Source organism: Paenarthrobacter sp. PH39-S1, assembly GCF_030063245.1.
Classification (GTDB): domain Bacteria; phylum Actinomycetota; class Actinomycetes; order Actinomycetales; family Micrococcaceae; genus Arthrobacter_M.
In genome coordinates this window covers 79,706-95,882 of the sequence record NZ_JASISR010000008.1, presented here as the reverse complement: position 1 = coordinate 95,882, position 16,177 = coordinate 79,706, and the positions used below count along the sequence as shown (strand labels likewise).

11 protein-coding genes and 1 tRNA gene are annotated in these 16,177 nt (G+C 62.9%); 11 read left to right on the top strand and 1 reads right to left on the bottom strand.

Going from position 1 to position 16,177, the window contains the following annotated elements:
- Positions 1-64: 64 nt before the first annotated feature.
- The 9 genes from QMG52_RS07265 (at position 65) to rplL (ending at position 6,524) form a co-directional block, all read left to right on the top strand.
- Positions 65-137 (top strand) — tRNA-Trp (locus tag QMG52_RS07265).
- A 160-nt stretch (positions 138-297) separates the two neighbouring features.
- Positions 298-591: a preprotein translocase subunit SecE gene (gene secE, locus QMG52_RS07260; protein ID WP_283559752.1), complete on the top strand. Its 294-nt coding sequence runs from the start codon at positions 298-300 to the stop codon at positions 589-591.
- An 87-nt stretch (positions 592-678) separates the two neighbouring features.
- Positions 679-1,629 (top strand): transcription termination/antitermination protein NusG, encoded by a 951-nt coding sequence (gene nusG / locus QMG52_RS07255; protein WP_283559751.1) that lies wholly within the window; start codon positions 679-681, stop codon positions 1,627-1,629.
- 141 nt (positions 1,630-1,770) lie between these two features.
- Positions 1,771-2,202 carry a 50S ribosomal protein L11 gene (rplK, locus tag QMG52_RS07250; protein ID WP_283559750.1) on the top strand — a complete coding sequence of 144 codons (432 nt, stop codon included), beginning with the start codon at positions 1,771-1,773 and terminating at the stop codon, positions 2,200-2,202.
- Between the two features lie 268 nt (positions 2,203-2,470).
- Positions 2,471-3,178, top strand: coding sequence for a 50S ribosomal protein L1 (gene rplA / locus QMG52_RS07245; RefSeq protein WP_283559749.1), 708 nt, complete (start codon positions 2,471-2,473; stop codon positions 3,176-3,178).
- 122 nt (positions 3,179-3,300) lie between these two features.
- Complete coding sequence (locus QMG52_RS07240; protein WP_283559748.1) at positions 3,301-3,861, top strand: GNAT family N-acetyltransferase; 561 nt, start codon at positions 3,301-3,303, stop codon at positions 3,859-3,861.
- A gap of 179 nt (positions 3,862-4,040) precedes the next feature.
- A complete protein-coding gene (locus QMG52_RS07235; protein ID WP_283559747.1) occupies positions 4,041-5,153 on the top strand; it encodes a GNAT family N-acetyltransferase in 1,113 nt (370 codons plus the stop codon).
- A 308-nt stretch (positions 5,154-5,461) separates the two neighbouring features.
- Positions 5,462-6,052, top strand: coding sequence for a 50S ribosomal protein L10 (rplJ, locus tag QMG52_RS07230; protein ID WP_283559746.1), 591 nt, complete (start codon positions 5,462-5,464; stop codon positions 6,050-6,052).
- A gap of 97 nt (positions 6,053-6,149) precedes the next feature.
- Entirely contained in the window at positions 6,150-6,524 is a 375-nt protein-coding gene (rplL, locus tag QMG52_RS07225; protein WP_283559744.1) for a 50S ribosomal protein L7/L12, read from the top strand.
- A gap of 189 nt (positions 6,525-6,713) precedes the next feature.
- Here the strand turns inward: rplL and QMG52_RS07220 are convergent, their stop codons facing one another.
- The gene (locus tag QMG52_RS07220) at positions 6,714-7,907 is read right to left on the bottom strand and encodes an acetyl-CoA C-acetyltransferase (RefSeq protein WP_283559743.1); all 1,194 of its coding nucleotides are present in this window, start codon (positions 7,905-7,907) and stop codon (positions 6,714-6,716) included.
- 364 nt (positions 7,908-8,271) lie between these two features.
- On the opposite strand from QMG52_RS07220, the gene rpoB reads away from it, so the two are divergent.
- The gene (gene rpoB, locus QMG52_RS07215; RefSeq protein ID WP_283559742.1) at positions 8,272-11,805 is read left to right on the top strand and encodes a DNA-directed RNA polymerase subunit beta; all 3,534 of its coding nucleotides are present in this window, start codon (positions 8,272-8,274) and stop codon (positions 11,803-11,805) included.
- Between the two features lie 279 nt (positions 11,806-12,084).
- Positions 12,085-15,987 (top strand): DNA-directed RNA polymerase subunit beta', encoded by a 3,903-nt coding sequence (locus QMG52_RS07210; RefSeq protein ID WP_283559741.1) that lies wholly within the window; start codon positions 12,085-12,087, stop codon positions 15,985-15,987.
- The last annotated feature ends 190 nt before the right edge of the window (positions 15,988-16,177 follow it).

Below are 16,177 nucleotides of genomic sequence, written 5' to 3'. Positions count from 1 at the left end.
ACGGATTCCTGCAGAGGATCTCCGATGGAGGCCGGGGCGGATGGCGAGGGATCACCGGCTACATAGGGTAGTGGCGCAATTGGTAGCGCAGCGGTCTCCAAAACCGCAGGTTGCAGGTTCGAGTCCTGTCTGCCCTGCGCACAATCGGTGCGGCGGCCCGGGCCGATAGTCATCACGATTATCGATCCCGGATCCGCTGCACGGCTCAGCGACAACCAGCACTGAAGTAAACAGCGGCGTGGAAAAACCAGCACTAAGGAACCGTTCAGCTCTGAACAGGTGACCGGACCTACGAGGATGAGTGAGGCATTGGTGACCGAAACAGCTGCCAGCAGCTCCCGGGGCCGTCCCGCCAAGAAAAGCACGAAGCCCAGTAAGCCCGGGTTCTTCGCGCGCATCGCACTTTTCATCCGGCAAGTCATCGGAGAGCTGCGTAAGGTTGTGGCACCGACTCGTAAAGAGCTGGTGAATTACACGGTTGTGGTGCTGGTGTTCGTGATCATCATGATGGCAATCGTCACCGGCCTGGATCTTGCCTTCGGTAAGGCCGTCCTGTGGATTTTTGGCGGAAGCGGCCCCGTAGAGCAATAAGGCGCTCGACATTGCCGACCCCGCAGGAATCATCGGTACGGGGTCGGTTTGAGCCATTTAAGTTCGGATTAGGAAAGCAGGAAATACGTGTCTGAGCAGGAGCTCGAAGTAAACGAGAGTGTGCTGGACGAAAGTGCGGCTGCGGCAAACGCAGACGGCGACTCGAATTCCGCTGTAGCCGAAACCGGAGAAGAATCATCCGTGGAGGCGCACGGGGAGGTGGCCGACGACGAGACCGACTCGGGCGACGCCGTCGCAGACACGCCCGATTCCGCCGGCGACACGTCCGACGACACGGAACCGGCTGACGACGAGACCGTCCCGAGCGACGCCGTCGCCGATCGCACCGACACGGCCGACGACGAGACCGACCCGAGCGACGCCGTCGCCGATCCGTCCGACGTCGATGCCCTCGCGGTCGCCGCGGCGGAAGCCGCAGTGGACCCGGCCGATGAATTCAAGGCCAGGCTGCGTCGCCAGGACGGTGACTGGTATGTCATCCACTCCTACGCCGGCTACGAAAACCGCGTCAAGGCGAACCTCGAAACCCGCATCACGTCCCTGAATATGGAAGAGCACATCTTCGAAATCCAGGTTCCGATGGAGGAGGTCGTGGAGATCAAGAATGCGCAGCGCAAGGTCGTGAACCGCGTTCGCATCCCCGGCTACGTCCTGGTCCGGATGGATCTGACCGACGCATCGTGGGGTGTCGTCCGCCACACTCCCGGCGTCACAGGCTTTGTGGGCAACGCCCACAACCCGGTCCCGCTGCGTCTGGACGAGGTCTTCTCGATGCTGGCGCCGATCTTCGAGGAAGAGCAGGCCGAAGCAGGCCAACCGGTCAGGCACCATCCAGCTGATGCGATTATCGACTTCGAGGTTGGCGAGTCCGTTATCGTCAAGGACGGCCCGTTCGAGACGCTGCCGGCCACCATCTCCGAAATCAAGCCGGAATCCCAGACCTTGGTGGTGTTGGTCTCCATCTTTGAACGTGAAACCCCCGTCACGCTCTCGTTCAATCAGGTTTCAAAGATCTAGGGCTGGAGCTCGTATAATTAGTTTTCGCTCCGGACCGGCCCGCTTAGCCGGAACGGAGCGGTGACCGTCACGCCATGATGGTCAAAGAACCTGGGGTGCGCTCCGTCGCCCCAGGAAAGTTATTGAAAGAAGGACCCGAAATTGGCCCCCAAGAAAAAGGTCACCGGCCTCATCAAGCTGCAGATCCAGGCAGGTGCCGCTAACCCGGCGCCTCCCATCGGACCCGCCCTTGGTCAGCATGGTGTCAACATCATGGAATTCTGCAAGGCGTACAACGCTGCCACGGAATCCCAGCGCGGAAACGTTATCCCGGTGGAAATCACGGTCTACGAAGACCGTTCCTTCACGTTCATCACCAAGACGCCGCCGGCTGCAGAGCTGATCAAGAAGGCCGCCGGTGTTGCCAAGGGTTCAGGAACCCCGCATACCGTTAAGGTTGCCAACCTGACCAAGGCCCAGGTGACCGAGATTGCGACGCAGAAGATGGTGGATCTGAACGCGACGGACATCGAAGGCGCCATGAAGATCATCGCCGGCACCGCCCGCTCCATGGGCATCACCGTCGAAGTCTGAGGAATGAACGGACGGTGGGGGTTGAGGAACGACGCACCCGCCGGAAGTGAGTCCCGCAAGGCTTCGACACATTGAATACCGTCGAAGCCTGAGGAACCCGAGCATTACCCTGGTGATCGACCAAGGGCGTCAGCGCCTGGGTGGAGATCGCCGAATATCAAGACAAACCAGATAACGACGGCGGACAGGGCGCGCAGGTGCCAACCGCCGCCGGTGGCAGGGCCCAGCGCGGTCCGCAGACCACAACTGCACAAGGAGAAACAGCAGCATGGCAAAGCGCAGCAAAGCATATGAGGCAGCGGCCGCCAAGATCGACGCGGAGAATTTCTACGCGCCGATGGAGGCCATTAAGCTCGCCAAGGAAACCAACCCGTCCAAGTTCGATGCGACCGTAGAGGTTGCTTTCCGGTTGGGCGTCGACCCCCGCAAGGCGGACCAGATGGTGCGCGGAACCGTTATTCTGCCGCACGGAACCGGTAAGACCGCCCGCGTACTTGTTTTCGCCACGGGTGACCGTGCCGAGGCAGCGATCGCAGCCGGAGCCGATTTCGTTGGTTCCGACGACCTGATCGAAAAAATCCAGGGCGGCTGGACCGACTTCGACTCCGCCGTGGCAACTCCGGACCTGATGGGTAAGGTCGGCCGCCTGGGTAAGATCCTGGGCCCGCGCAACCTGATGCCGAACCCGAAGACCGGTACCGTCACCAACGATGTTGCCAAGGCTGTGCAGGACATCAAGGGCGGAAAGATCGACTTCCGCGTGGACAAGCACTCCAACCTCCACTTCATCGTCGGCAAGGTCTCCTTCGGGGCCGTCCAGTTGGCTGAGAACTATGCGGCAGCCCTGGAAGAGGTGCTTCGTCTGAAGCCGTCCGCTTCCAAGGGCCGTTACCTGCAGAAGGCAACCGTCGCCACCACGTTCGGCCCCGGCATCGCCGTGGACCCGAGCGTCACCAAAGTCCTGACGGAAGCATAGGGATAAAAGCCCGCTGAAGGCCGGTGCAGCAGTTGCTGCACCGGCCTTTTTGTACCCTGCGCCGTCCTTTTCTGCCCTGCGCAGGGTTTCGGCCACGCCATCACCACCAGAAAGGAACCGGCATGACCGTGACGATCCGTGCAGCCCAGATCCCTGACGTTCCGGCACTTGCCAGCCTGGCTGCGCTGACCTTCCCGCTGGCGTGTCCTCCGGACGCCGGTGAAACGGATATCGCGGCGTTTATCGGGTCCAATCTGGCCGCGGAGAATTTCGACGGCTTCATCGTGGATCCGCGCGCGGCGGTCCTTGTCGCGCAGGAGCACGGGGCGCTGCTGGCCTACAGCCTGCTGGTGGCCGAGCCGCCGTCGGATTCAAAAGTGGCTGCCGCCGTTACGGCCCTGCCGGCCATCGAACTGAGCAAGTTCTATGTCCATCCGGAACACCACGGCGGCGGAACGGCGCGCCGGCTCATGAATGACTCCGTCAACCGCGCCCGCGAGTTCGGCGGAGCGTCGGTATGGCTGGGCGTCGATAGCGAAAACACGCGCGCGCTCCGCTTTTACGCCAAGTGCGGATTTCATGAAGTCGGCACGAAGAGCTTCCGCTTGGGCGCCCGCGTGGAACACGACTTTGTCCTACAACTGGTCATCGATGACTATCCCGGGACGGCCGGGATTCGGTAGATGGCGCCCCCGCAGACTCCGTGTCCCCTTCCGCGGGCCTATGATTTGATCAACCCTGAGAAAGTGGCTTCAACAATGACGTTGAGCGTCAGCACCGACGCGGTACATCTGCCCAGCCGTCCCGGTACCCCGCACGTTGCGGGTATGGTGCCGGGCCGTCCATGTCCGGAAGGGATTTTGTGAAGACGATCCAGATCGAACAGCTTCGGCCGCCGGACTCCCTCGAGGGTCCCGAGGCGCAGGACCTGCTGGCGTCCGTGGCGGTATCACGTCAGGTCCGGATCCATACCTGGGGAAATGACGACCTCGCCTATACGGCGGATGAAATGCTGCAGACATTTTCGGACCCATATGAGTGGTACGTGGTCCTGCTGGCGCGGGTCGACGGGGTGATTGTGGGTCGTGCCGGGATTGCCCTGCCGCTGACCGACAACACCGATCTGGCGCACGTGACCTTGGATGTTCTGCCCTCGGCCCAGAACAACGGCGTGGGCCGTGAGCTGCTCGCCGCCGCCGAGCAGTTTGTCCGGGGCGAAAACCGGCGCAAGGTGATGGTGGAGACGAATCATCCGGCCTCCACCCTCGGCCAGCGCGACGACGAGAGCCTGACTGCGGCCGATGGCCTGGGATATCTGCCGCTGAGCAGCCGGGAGGTGATTTTCGCCCGGAGTGCCGGGTATGACCTGCAGCAGGTAGGGCAGTTCAGTGCCTGCCACGTGCCCTTGGACCCGGCTGTGGCCGCCCGACTGAAGGCCGGATTGAGCGGACTGCAGGGCGGTGATTACGCACTGCATCAATGGGTGGACCAGTGCCCGGACCGGTGGGCGGAATGCATCGTCGCGCTGGAAGCCGCCATGGCCGCCGACGCCGCCGCGGACGGCGACGACGCTGCTCACGACGGCGACGGGCAGGATCTGTGGACCGTAGACCGGCTCCGCGAGACCGAGGCATTAGCCCAGGCGCGTGGCCGGCACACGCTGGTGACAGCGGTGGAGGAACTGGCCATCGGCAAGCTGGTTGGCTTCACGTCCATCTCGGTGCTAGGACACCGGGACGACGTGGTTTTCCAGGACGACACGATCGTTCTGCCTGAGCATCGGGGGAAAAACCTGGGCATGTTGATCAAGGTGGGGAATCTTGAGCTACTGGCCGAGCGGTTTCCGCTTGCCCGTTCCGTCTATACCTGGAACGTGGTGGAACGGGACTACATGATTGAGGTCAACCGCAAGCTCGGCTTCGCGCCGGCGGGGGTCACCGGGCAGTGGAAAAAGCCGCTCGGCACCGGGACCTAGGATTTGGCGACCCGGGGGTACATCCCGTAGGCTGAAATCACCAAAGACCGTCGGTCGACGGAAATTCACCCCCCGCTAGTGATCACAATCTGTCATCGCGTGCGGGATTACGGGCGGAATTCCATCCGAAAGTCCCTATCCTAGGGCGGCCGGCGCAGGTGAACGAAGTGAGCCTCCACCACCATCCGGACTCCGGATGCCCTGTCGAGGCGAAGCCCCGGGCATCTGCGCGGGGCGTTTTTAGTATGTGCTGCTCATCCGGCACGGGGACCCGAACTGACCGGCTTTAATTTCCCGGAAGGAGGGTTATGGCAACGCCGAACAAGGTGGCAGCCGTGGAGGAAATCACCAACGATTTCAACGCCTCCAACGCTGCAGTCCTAACCGAATACCGCGGGCTCACCGTTGCACAGCTCAAGGAGCTGCGTGTTTCTCTCGGCCGCGAGAACAAATTCTCGGTCGTCAAGAACACCCTGACCGCCATTGCGGCCAAGGAAGCCGGTGTTGGTGCTTTCGAAGGCCACCTGGCCGGCCCGACCGCTATCGCGTTCATTAAGGGTGACGCTGTTGCGGCAGCAAAGAGCCTGACGGATTTTGCAAAGACCAACAAGGCGCTGGTCATCAAGACCGGTTACTTCGAAGGTAGAGCGCTGGATGCTGCTGAAGTTGCCGCACTTGCGGCTCTTGAGTCGCGTGAAGTGCAGCTGGCCCGTGTTGCTGCGGTTCTGCTCGCCCCGATGGCTGCGGCCGCCCGCACCCTCGACGCGCTGCGCCTCAAGCTTGACGAAGGCACCGAAGCTCCCGTTGTTGAGGCTTCGGCCGCTGACGCCGAAGCACCGGCCGCCGGCGAAGAGCCGGCAGCAGAAGCGCCTGCGGCAGAAGCGTCCGCCGAGGCCTAGTCCTCATGGGGTCCAACCCCGGTTCCATCCTGAATTCCACGAGGACTTTAGGTTATAGACTCGCCATCACGGCCAAAAACAAGAAGGAGCGCCACACATGGCTAAGCTCACCAACGACGAGCTCATTGCAGCTTTCAAGGAACTGACCATCATCGAACTCTCCGAGTTCGTCAAGGTCTTCGAGGAGACCTTCGAGGTCACCGCCGCCGCCGTTGCCGTTGCGGGCCCCGCGGCCGGTGCCGCTGAGGAAGAAGCCGAGAAGGATTCCTTCGACGTTATCCTCGAAGCCGCCGGCGACAAGAAGATTGCCGTCATCAAGGAGGTGCGCGCCCTGACCTCCCTCGGACTGAAGGAAGCCAAGGACGTCGTAGACTCCGCGCCGAAGGCTGTTCTCGAAGGCGCGACCAAGGAAGCTGCCGAGAAGGCAAAGGAATCCCTGGAAGCAGCCGGAGCAACCGTTACCCTCAAGTAACAGTCACTCTCAGTTGCAAAGAAGCCCCGCACCGGTAGGTGCGGGGCTTCTTTGCATCGGGGCGGATCATTGTGCGCACTGCTGGGAGTGGGCCCCGCGCAGGAACTGCTCCTGCGCGGGGCGAGACCCCAACAGTGCGCGGCTTGTGTCGCAGACTCGCGTTGGTAAGGGGTTAGCCCCTGTTTCGGGTCAGTCGCGGTACAGCAACAGGGCCTCGCCCTGGCCGCCGCCGCCGCAGAGGGACACCGCAGCCTTGCCGGCGCCGCGCCGGCTGAGCTCCTGTGCGGCGTGCAGGGCAAGCCGCGCGCCGGACGCACCGATGGGGTGTCCCATGGCGATCGCCCCGCCGTGGATATTGCACTTTTCCAGCGGGTAATCAAGATCCTTCAGGGACTGCACGGCGACGGCCCCGAACGCCTCGTTGATTTCGATGAAGTCCAGATCCGCCACCGCCCAACCGGCAAGTTTGAGCGCCTTGTTGATCGCATTGGAGGGCTGTGACTGCAGCGAGGTATCCGGTCCGGCCACCTGCCCGGGCTTGCCGACAACGGCGAGCCACCGCAGTCCGTTGTCCTCGGCATAACCGCGGGTGCTCAGCACGACGGCGGCGGCGCCGTCGGAGAGCGGCGAGGAGTTTCCGGCGGTGATGGTCCCGTCCTTGGCGAACGCGGGCCGCAGGCCTGCCAGCGTCTCGACCGTTGTCTGCGGCCGCAAACCTTCATCCTTGGCCACGGAAAGGTCGGCGCCCTTGCGCTGGGGAACCGTCACCGCAACGATTTCGTCGACAAAAATTCCCGACTCCGCGGCGGCTGAGGCGCGCTGATGGGACGCGGCCGCAACCTCGTCCTGGGCGCGCCGGTCGATGCCGAGCCGGCCGTTGTGCCGCTCCGTGGAGCTGCCCATCGATTCATGGTCAAAGGCGTCGGTCAGCCCGTCACGGGCAACGGAATCGATGGCGGTGAAGTCACCGTAGGTCCAGCCTTGGCGGGAACCGGGGAGCAGGTGCGGACCGTTGCTCATGGACTCCTGGCCGCCGGCGACCACCACGCTCGCCTCACCGGAATGGATCAGCCGGGCGGCATCCGTGATGGCGGCCAGTCCGGACAGGCACACCTTGTTGATCGTCACGGTGGGGACATTCCAGCCGATACCGGCTGCAATCGCGCTCTGCCGGGCCGGGTTCTGGCCGGCTCCGGCCTGGATTACCTGGCCCATAATGACGGCGTCCACCTGACCGGCACTGACGCCCGCCCGGTCCAGCGCGCCGGTAATGGCCTTGGCGCCCAGCTCGACGGCGGTGAATCCGCCCAGCTGGCCGTTCAGTCGCCCGAAGGGTGTCCGCGCCCCGGACAAGATGACAACGTCAGAAGGATTTGCGGTCATGGAAGAGCACTTCGCTTTCATCGGGTCGGAGTTCGTCACGTCACCGGCGCTGGTCAATTTGAGGCGCCGCTCACATAGAATCTAACAGCTTGCCGCGGCGGGATATTTCCGGCACGGGCACTCCACGCGCACAGAAATTCTCGACGAGGCGTATGATGGATGGTCCATTGGACATGGCCGGCGATTTGCCGTATTGTGGATCTTTGCGTCTCCCCTCTTAACCTTCAGCCTTCATATAGCGGTGGGCTTTGCCATGAAATCAGTTGTGTTCGCCGAACGCAGCGGGTCAGTTTGGCGTCGAATCAGTTCGAAGAACGGTAAGGGTTTCGCAGAACACGCCTGAAGGTCTGTGGAAGGATCCCTCTTGGTCGCCTCGAGCACCTCTAATGTAAACAGCGCTAATGTAACCAGTGCTTCAACCGCTATTGATACCAACAGCACCGATGGTGCCACGCGTCGTATCTCATTCGCAAAGATTCATGAGCCCCTTGACGTTCCGAATCTGCTCGCGCTGCAGACCGAGAGCTTTGACTGGCTCGTCGGCAATGAGCGCTGGCAGTCACGAATGCACGTCGCCGTGGAATCCGGGGACCAGAGTGTCGCCACCACATCGGGGCTGGCCGACATCTTCGAAGAGATCTCCCCGATCGAGGATTTCCAGGGCACCATGTCCCTGTCCTTCTCGGAACCGGAGTTCTCCGATCCGAAGTACACGATGGCTGAGTGCAAGGACCGCGACGCGACCTTTGCGGCTCCGCTGTACGTGAAGGCCGAGTTCATGAACAACAACACCGGTGAGATCAAGCAGCAGACGGTGTTCATGGGCGACTTCCCGTTGATGACGGAGAAAGGTACCTTCGTCATCAACGGCACCGAGCGCGTCGTCGTCTCCCAGCTGGTCCGTTCCCCGGGTGCGTACTTTGAGCGCACCGCGGACAAGACGAGCGATAAGGACATCTTCACCGCCAAGATCATCCCGTCCCGCGGCGCCTGGTTTGAACTCGAAATCGACAAGCGTGATCAGGTCGGCGTCCGCCTTGACCGCAAGCGCAAGCAGTCGGTCACCGTCCTGCTGAAGGCACTTGGCTGGAGCGAGGGCCAGATCCTCGAGGAATTTGGCCAGTACGACTCCATCCGTGCCACGATGGAAAAAGACACCACCGTGACCCGCGAAGATGCCTTGCTGGACATCTACCGGAAGCTGCGTCCGGGCGAGCCGCCCACAGTCGAGGCTGCCGACGCACTGCTGCACAACCTGTACTTCAACCCGAAGCGCTACGATCTGGCCAAGGTCGGCCGTTACAAGATCAACCGCAAACTCGGCATCGACAAGCAGCTCAACGCCGATGATGCATCGGTGCTGGACATCGACGACATCGTCGCGATGATCAAGTTCCTGGTTGCGCTGCACAACGGCGACAAGACGCTGGCCGGCAAGCGCGACGGCAAGGCGCACGAGCTCCGCGTCGAAACCGACGACATCGACCACTTCGGCAACCGCCGTATCCGCGCCGTCGGCGAGCTGATCGAGAACCAGGTCCGCACCGGTCTTTCCCGGATGGAACGCGTTGTCCGCGAGCGCATGACGACCCAAGACGTCGAAGCGATCACGCCGCAGACCCTGATCAACATCCGTCCGGTGGTGGCCGCGATCAAGGAGTTCTTCGGAACGTCGCAGCTGTCGCAGTTCATGGACCAGAACAACCCGCTGGCCGGTCTGACGCACAAACGCCGTCTTTCCGCGCTCGGCCCGGGTGGTCTGTCCCGTGACCGCGCCGGCATGGAGGTCCGTGACGTTCACCCGTCGCACTACGGACGCATGTGTCCCATCGAGACCCCTGAAGGCCCGAACATCGGTCTGATCGGATCGCTGGCGTCCTACGGCCGGATCAACCCCTTCGGTTTCATCGAGACGCCGTACCGCAAGGTTGCCAACGGCCACGTGAGCGACGATGTCGATTACCTCACCGCCGATGACGAGGTTGAAGTTGTCATTGCCCAGGCCAACGCGCCGCTGACGACTGACAGCGACTTTGCCGAGGAAACCGTCCTGGTCCGCCAGCGCGGCGGTGGCGGCGAGCCGGTGCTTATTCCGGCCGCCGAGGTCGAGTACATGGACGTGTCGCCGCGCCAGATGGTGTCGGTGGCTACCGCCCTGATCCCGTTCCTGGAGCATGACGACGCCAACCGCGCCCTGATGGGTGCGAACATGCAGCGCCAGGCCGTGCCGCTGGTCCGTTCCGAGGCTCCTTTCGTGGGCACCGGCATGGAGCGCGCGACGGCGGTCGACGCAGGCGACGTCGTCATTGCCAAGAAGGCGGGGGTGGTCTCCGAGGTTTCGGCGGACCTGGTCGTCATGCTCAACGACGACGGCACCGAAACGAAGTACCCGATTGCCAAGTACCACCGCTCCAACCAGGGCACCGCGTACAACCAGCGCGTCCTGGTCTCCGAGGGCCTGCGGCTGGAAGTCGGCGGCATCATCGCCGACGGTCCCGCCACGGATCAGGGGGAGCTTGCACTGGGGAAGAACCTGCTCGTGGCATTCATGTCCTGGGAAGGCCACAACTATGAGGACGCGATCATCCTCAGCCAGCGCATTGTGGCCGAGGATGTACTCTCCTCCATCCACATCGAAGAGCATGAGATTGATGCCCGCGACACCAAGCTCGGTGCCGAAGAAATCACCCGCGACATCCCGAACGTCTCCGAGGAAATCCTCGCCGGTCTGGACGAGCGCGGCATCATCCACATCGGTGCCGAGGTAGAGGCCGGCGACATCCTGGTCGGCAAGGTCACTCCCAAGGGCGAGACCGAACTGACTCCGGAAGAGCGTCTGCTGCGCGCCATTTTCGGTGAGAAGAGCCGCGAAGTCCGCGACACCTCGCTGAAGGTTCCGCACGGCGAGTCCGGCACCGTCATCGGCGTCCGGATCTTTGACCGCGACTCCGACGACGAGCTGCCCCCGGGCGTCAACCAGTTGGTGCGCATCTACGTAGCCAACAAGCGCAAGATCACCGATGGTGACAAGCTGGCCGGCCGGCACGGCAACAAGGGTGTTATCTCCAAGATCCTGCCGATCGAGGACATGCCGTTCCTGGCTGACGGTACCCCGGTCGACATCGTGCTCAACCCGCTGGGTGTTCCGGGCCGCATGAACGTCGGCCAGGTGCTGGAAACGCACCTCGGCTGGGTCGCGAAGACCGGTTGGAACATCGAGGGAGAGCCGGAATGGGTCAAGAACCTGCCGAATCTGCCCCGGGTTTCCGGCCAGACGACGGTTGCCACGCCCGTGTTCGACGGCGCCCGTGAGGAAGAAATCACCGGCCTGCTCGATTCGACGACGCTCACCCGAGACGGTGTGCGCCTGATCGACTCCTCCGGAAAGACCGTGCTTTTCGACGGCCGTTCCGGCGAGCAGTTCCCGGACCCGATTTCAGTGGGCTACATGTACATCCTGAAGCTCCACCACCTGGTGGACGACAAGATCCACGCCCGCTCCACCGGTCCGTACTCCATGATCACCCAGCAGCCCTTGGGCGGTAAGGCGCAGTTCGGCGGACAGCGCTTTGGTGAGATGGAAGTGTGGGCACTGGAGGCCTATGGCGCGGCATACACGCTGCAGGAACTATTGACGATCAAGTCCGATGACATCCACGGCCGCGTGAAGGTCTATGAGGCCATCGTCAAGGGCGAGAACATTCCGGAGCCGGGTATCCCCGAATCCTTCAAGGTTCTGATCAAGGAAATGCAGTCGCTGTGCCTGAACGTGGAAGTCCTTTCCACCGACGGCACCACGATTGAGATGCGTGACTCGGATGAAGAAGTCTTCCGGGCAGCGGAGGAACTGGGCATCGACCTTTCACGGGCCGAGCCGAATTCCGTCGAGGAAGTTTAGGCGCTAGTGCCTAGGCTCGGGACGGCGTGCCGAAGGCTCCTGCAGCCGCGGGCGGCCTTAGTCGCTTGGCGCACGCCTTCCCCCGAGCCTAGTCACTAGCCGGTTGGGCCGTCCGGAGGAAGGCGGGCGCCAAGGATCGAAGGCCGTCCGCGGCCGAAGATACCTTCGGCCCGCCGTTCCGGGCGGTCAACCGGCGAAAGCCGGGTACGCCGCCGTCGAACTTCCCTCCGCACCCGCATAGACATTCAGAATTAGAGAACAAGAGAGAACAGGGACCATATGTCCAGCGAATCCTCCTTCGGCCTCATGCAGATCGGCCTGGCCACCGCGGATGATATCCGCGACTGGTCGCACGGCGAAGTCAAGAAGCCGGAAACCATCAACTACCGTACGCTCAAGCCCGAGAAAGACGGCCTCTTCTGCGAGAAGATCTTCGGCCCGTCCCGGGACTGGGAGTGCTACTGCGGCAAGTACAAGCGCGTCCGTTTCAAGGGCATCATCTGTGAGCGCTGCGGCGTCGAGGTCACCCGTGCGAAGGTGCGCCGCGAGCGGATGGGGCACATCGAGCTGGCCGCACCGGTCACGCACATTTGGTACTTCAAGGGTGTCCCGTCCCGTCTGGGCTACCTCCTTGACCTGGCCCCGAAGGACCTCGAAAAGGTCATCTACTTCGCTGCCTACATGATCACCAGCGTCGATGAGGAAGCGCGCCACGCGGAACTGCCGAACCTGCAGGTCGAGCATGACCTGGAGACGAAGCAGCTCGTCGATACCCGCGATTCGGACATCGCCACGGTGGCCCAGGATCTGGAGAACGAGCTTGCCCGTCTCGAGGGCGAGGGCGCCAAGGCGGCCGAGAAGAAGAAGGCCCGCGACTCCGCGGACCGACAGATGGCCAACATCCGCAAGCGTGCGGATGCGGAAATCGAGCGCCTCACCCAGGTGTGGGACCGTTTCAAGGGGCTCAAGGTTGCCGATCTCGAAGGCGATGAGGGCCTGTACCGCGAGCTGCGTGACCGCTACGGCATGTTCTTCGAGGGCTCCATGGGCGCCGAGGCGATCAAGAAGCGGCTGGAAAGCTTCGACATGCCCGCCGAAGGCGAGCTGCTGCGCGACATCATCGCCAACGGCAAGGGCCAGCGCAAGACCCGCGCCCTGAAGCGGCTGAAGGTGGTCAACGCGTTCCTGACCACCAACAACTCCCCGCTCGGCATGGTGCTGGATGCTGTCCCGGTGATACCGCCGGAACTGCGCCCGATGGTCCAGCTCGACGGTGGCCGTTTCGCCACCTCGGACCTGAACGACCTGTACCGCCGCGTGATCAACCGCAACAACCGTCTCAAGCGGCTGCTCGATCTGGGCGCGCCGGAGATCATTGTCAACAACGAGAAGCGGATGCTTCAGGAGGCCGTTGACAGCCTCTTCGACAACGGCCGGCGCGGCCGCCCGGTCACCGGACCGGGTAACCGTCCGCTGAAATCGCTCTCCGACATGCTCAAGGGCAAGCAGGGTCGTTTCCGCCAGAACCTGCTGGGTAAGCGCGTAGACTACTCCGGCCGTTCCGTGATCGTCGTCGGGCCGCAGCTGAAGCTGCACCAGTGTGGTCTGCCCAAACAGATGGCGCTGGAGCTCTTCAAGCCGTTCGTGATGAAGCGCCTGGTTGATCTGAACCATGCGCAGAACATCAAGAGCGCCAAGCGGATGGTGGAGCGTTTCCGCCCACAGGTCTGGGATGTGCTCGAGGAGATCATCACCGAGCACCCGGTACTGCTGAACCGTGCACCAACCCTGCACCGTTTGGGTATCCAGGCGTTCGAGCCCCAGCTGGTGGAGGGTAAGGCCATCCAGCTGCACCCGCTGGTCTGTGGCGCGTTCAACGCCGACTTCGACGGCGACCAGATGGCAGTGCACCTGCCGCTGAGCCCCGAGGCGCAGGCCGAGGCACGCATTCTGATGCTGTCCTCGAACAACATCCTGAAGCCCTCGGACGGCCGTCCGGTGACCCTCCCTTCACAGGACATGATCATTGGTCTGTACCACCTGACCACCAAGCGCTCCGGTTCCGCCGGGGAAGGCAGGTCTTTCACCACAGCGGCAGAAGCCATCATGGCCCACGATGCGGGTGTGCTGCACCTGAATTCGCAGGTCAAGATCCGGTTGGACAACTTTGTCCCGTACGCGGGCTGGGAAGCTCCGGAAGGCTGGGAGGCCGGTCAGCCGGCCATCGTCAACACGTCGCTGGGACAGGTCATCTTCAATGAGACCCTGCCCGAGGACTACCCGTGGGTGGAGAATGTCGCTGACAAGGGCGAGCTCTCCACGATCGTGAACGACCTGGCAGAGCGTTACCCGAAGGTTGTTGTGGCGGCGACGCTGGATAACCTCAAGGATGCCGGTTTCTACTGGGCCACGCGCTCCGGTGTCACCGTGGCCATCTCCGACATTGAGGTGCCCAAGGAGAAGCCCGCCATTCTGGAGGGTTACGAGGCTAAGGCCGCCAAGGTGCAGTCCCAGTTCGAGAAGGGCCTGATCGCCGATGACGAGCGCCGTCAGGAACTGATCGACATCTGGAACCAGGCCACCAACGAGATCGCCGATGTGATGCGGAAGAACCTTTCCGCTTCCAACACGATCAACCGGATGGTTTCATCCGGTGCCCGTGGGAACTGGATGCAGGTCCGTCAGATTGCCGGTATCCGCGGCCTCGTGGCCAACCCGAAGGGTGAGATTATTCCCCGACCGATCAAGTCCTCCTACCGCGAGGGCCTGTCGGTGCTGGAATACTTCATTGCCACGCACGGTGCCCGCAAGGGACTGGCCGATACGGCGCTGCGTACCGCCAACTCGGGTTACCTGACCCGCCGTCTGGTGGACGTTTCGCAGGACGTCATCGTCCGTGAAGATGACTGCGGCACCGAGCGGGGCCTGACCCTGCCGATCGCCGTGGTGGATGCCAATGGCGAGCTCACGCTGCACGAGGAGGTCGAGAACAGCGTTTACGCCCGTACCCTGGCCACCGAAGTGCTGGATTCCACCGGCAAGATGCTGGCCGAGGCCGGTGCCGACGTCGGCGACGTGCTGATCGGCGAGCTCTTCGCCGCCGGCATCACCGACGTCAAGGTCCGCTCCGTACTCACCTGTGAGTCCGCCGTCGGAACCTGTGCCCTGTGCTACGGCCGTTCACTGGCCACCGGTAAGACCGTGGACATAGGTGAGGCCGTAGGCATCATCGCCGCACAGTCCATTGGTGAGCCCGGTACCCAGCTGACCATGCGTACGTTCCACACCGGTGGTGCTGTTTCGGCCAGCCGCGGTGAGGACATCACGCAGGGTCTGCCGCGTATTCAGGAGCTCTTCGAGGCACGCACGCCCAAGGGTGTTGCCCCGATCGCCGAGGCGGCCGGACGCATCAGCATCGAAGAGTCCGAGCGTCAGATGCGGCTGGTGCTGACTCCCGACGACGGTACCGAGGAAATCGCGTACCCGGTGCTGCGCCGTGCGCGTCTGCAGGTTGCCGATGGCGATCACGTGGAGGTCGGCCAGAAGCTGGTGGTGGGTGCAGTTGACCCGAAGCAGGTGCTGCGTATTCTAGGCCCGCGTGCCGCTCAGAAGCATCTGGTGGAGGAAGTCCAGCGTGTCTACCGCAGCCAGGGTGTGGGGATCCACGACAAGCACGTCGAGGTTATCGTCCGCCAGATGCTGCGCCGCGTTACGGTCATCGAATCCGGCGAATCCAACCTCCTGCCGGGCGAGCTGGCAGAGCGCGGACGGTTCGAATCCGAGAACCGCCGCGTGGTATCCGAAGGCAAGCAGCCGGCGTCGGGCCGTAACGAGCTGATGGGTATCACCAAGGCTTCGCTGGCCACCGAGTCCTGGCTGTCCGCAGCATCCTTCCAGGAGACCACCCGCGTCCTCACGCAGGCGGCCATGGAAGGCAAGAGCGATCCGCTGTTGGGCCTGAAGGAAAATGTCATCATCGGTAAGCTGATCCCTGCCGGGACCGGCCTGCCGCGCTACACCAACGTCAAGGTGGAGCCGACCGAGGAAGCGAAGGCCAACCTGTTCACCGGCCCGAGCGCCTTCAGCGACTTTGACTACACCGGCGTCGGCGGAGACCTATCACCGGAGTTCCATGCCATCCCGTTGGATGACTACGACCTGGGTACCGGTTTCAGCAACTAGCTGAGCTAAGAAAGCTGCCGAGGGTCCCAAGCTGAGCTTGCGAAGCTTGGGAGGCGGCGAACGACGACGGCGGCCCCGCACCTTCCGGTGCGGGGCCGCCCTCGTTTATGGCCCTCGTTTATGGCCCTCGTTTACGGACCTCGTTGATGGACCCGGCGTCAATGGCCCTGCGTGCGGGGGACCCGCCGTC

What these genes read in the sequence shown, in the direction of transcription:
- secE (WP_283559752.1), top strand. Translation starts at nt 298, where the DNA reads ATGAGTGAGGCATTGGTGACCGAAACAGCTGCCAGCAGCTCCCGGGGC.
- rplA (WP_283559749.1), top strand. Translation starts at nt 2,471, where the DNA reads ATGGCAAAGCGCAGCAAAGCATATGAGGCAGCGGCCGCCAAGATCGAC.
- QMG52_RS07240 (WP_283559748.1), top strand. Translation starts at nt 3,301, where the DNA reads ATGACCGTGACGATCCGTGCAGCCCAGATCCCTGACGTTCCGGCACTT.
- rplJ (WP_283559746.1), top strand. Translation starts at nt 5,462, where the DNA reads ATGGCAACGCCGAACAAGGTGGCAGCCGTGGAGGAAATCACCAACGAT.
- rplL (WP_283559744.1), top strand. Translation starts at nt 6,150, where the DNA reads ATGGCTAAGCTCACCAACGACGAGCTCATTGCAGCTTTCAAGGAACTG.
- QMG52_RS07220 (WP_283559743.1), bottom strand. Translation starts at nt 7,907, where the DNA reads ATGACCGCAAATCCTTCTGACGTTGTCATCTTGTCCGGGGCGCGGACA.
- QMG52_RS07210 (WP_283559741.1), top strand. Translation starts at nt 12,085, where the DNA reads ATGTCCAGCGAATCCTCCTTCGGCCTCATGCAGATCGGCCTGGCCACC.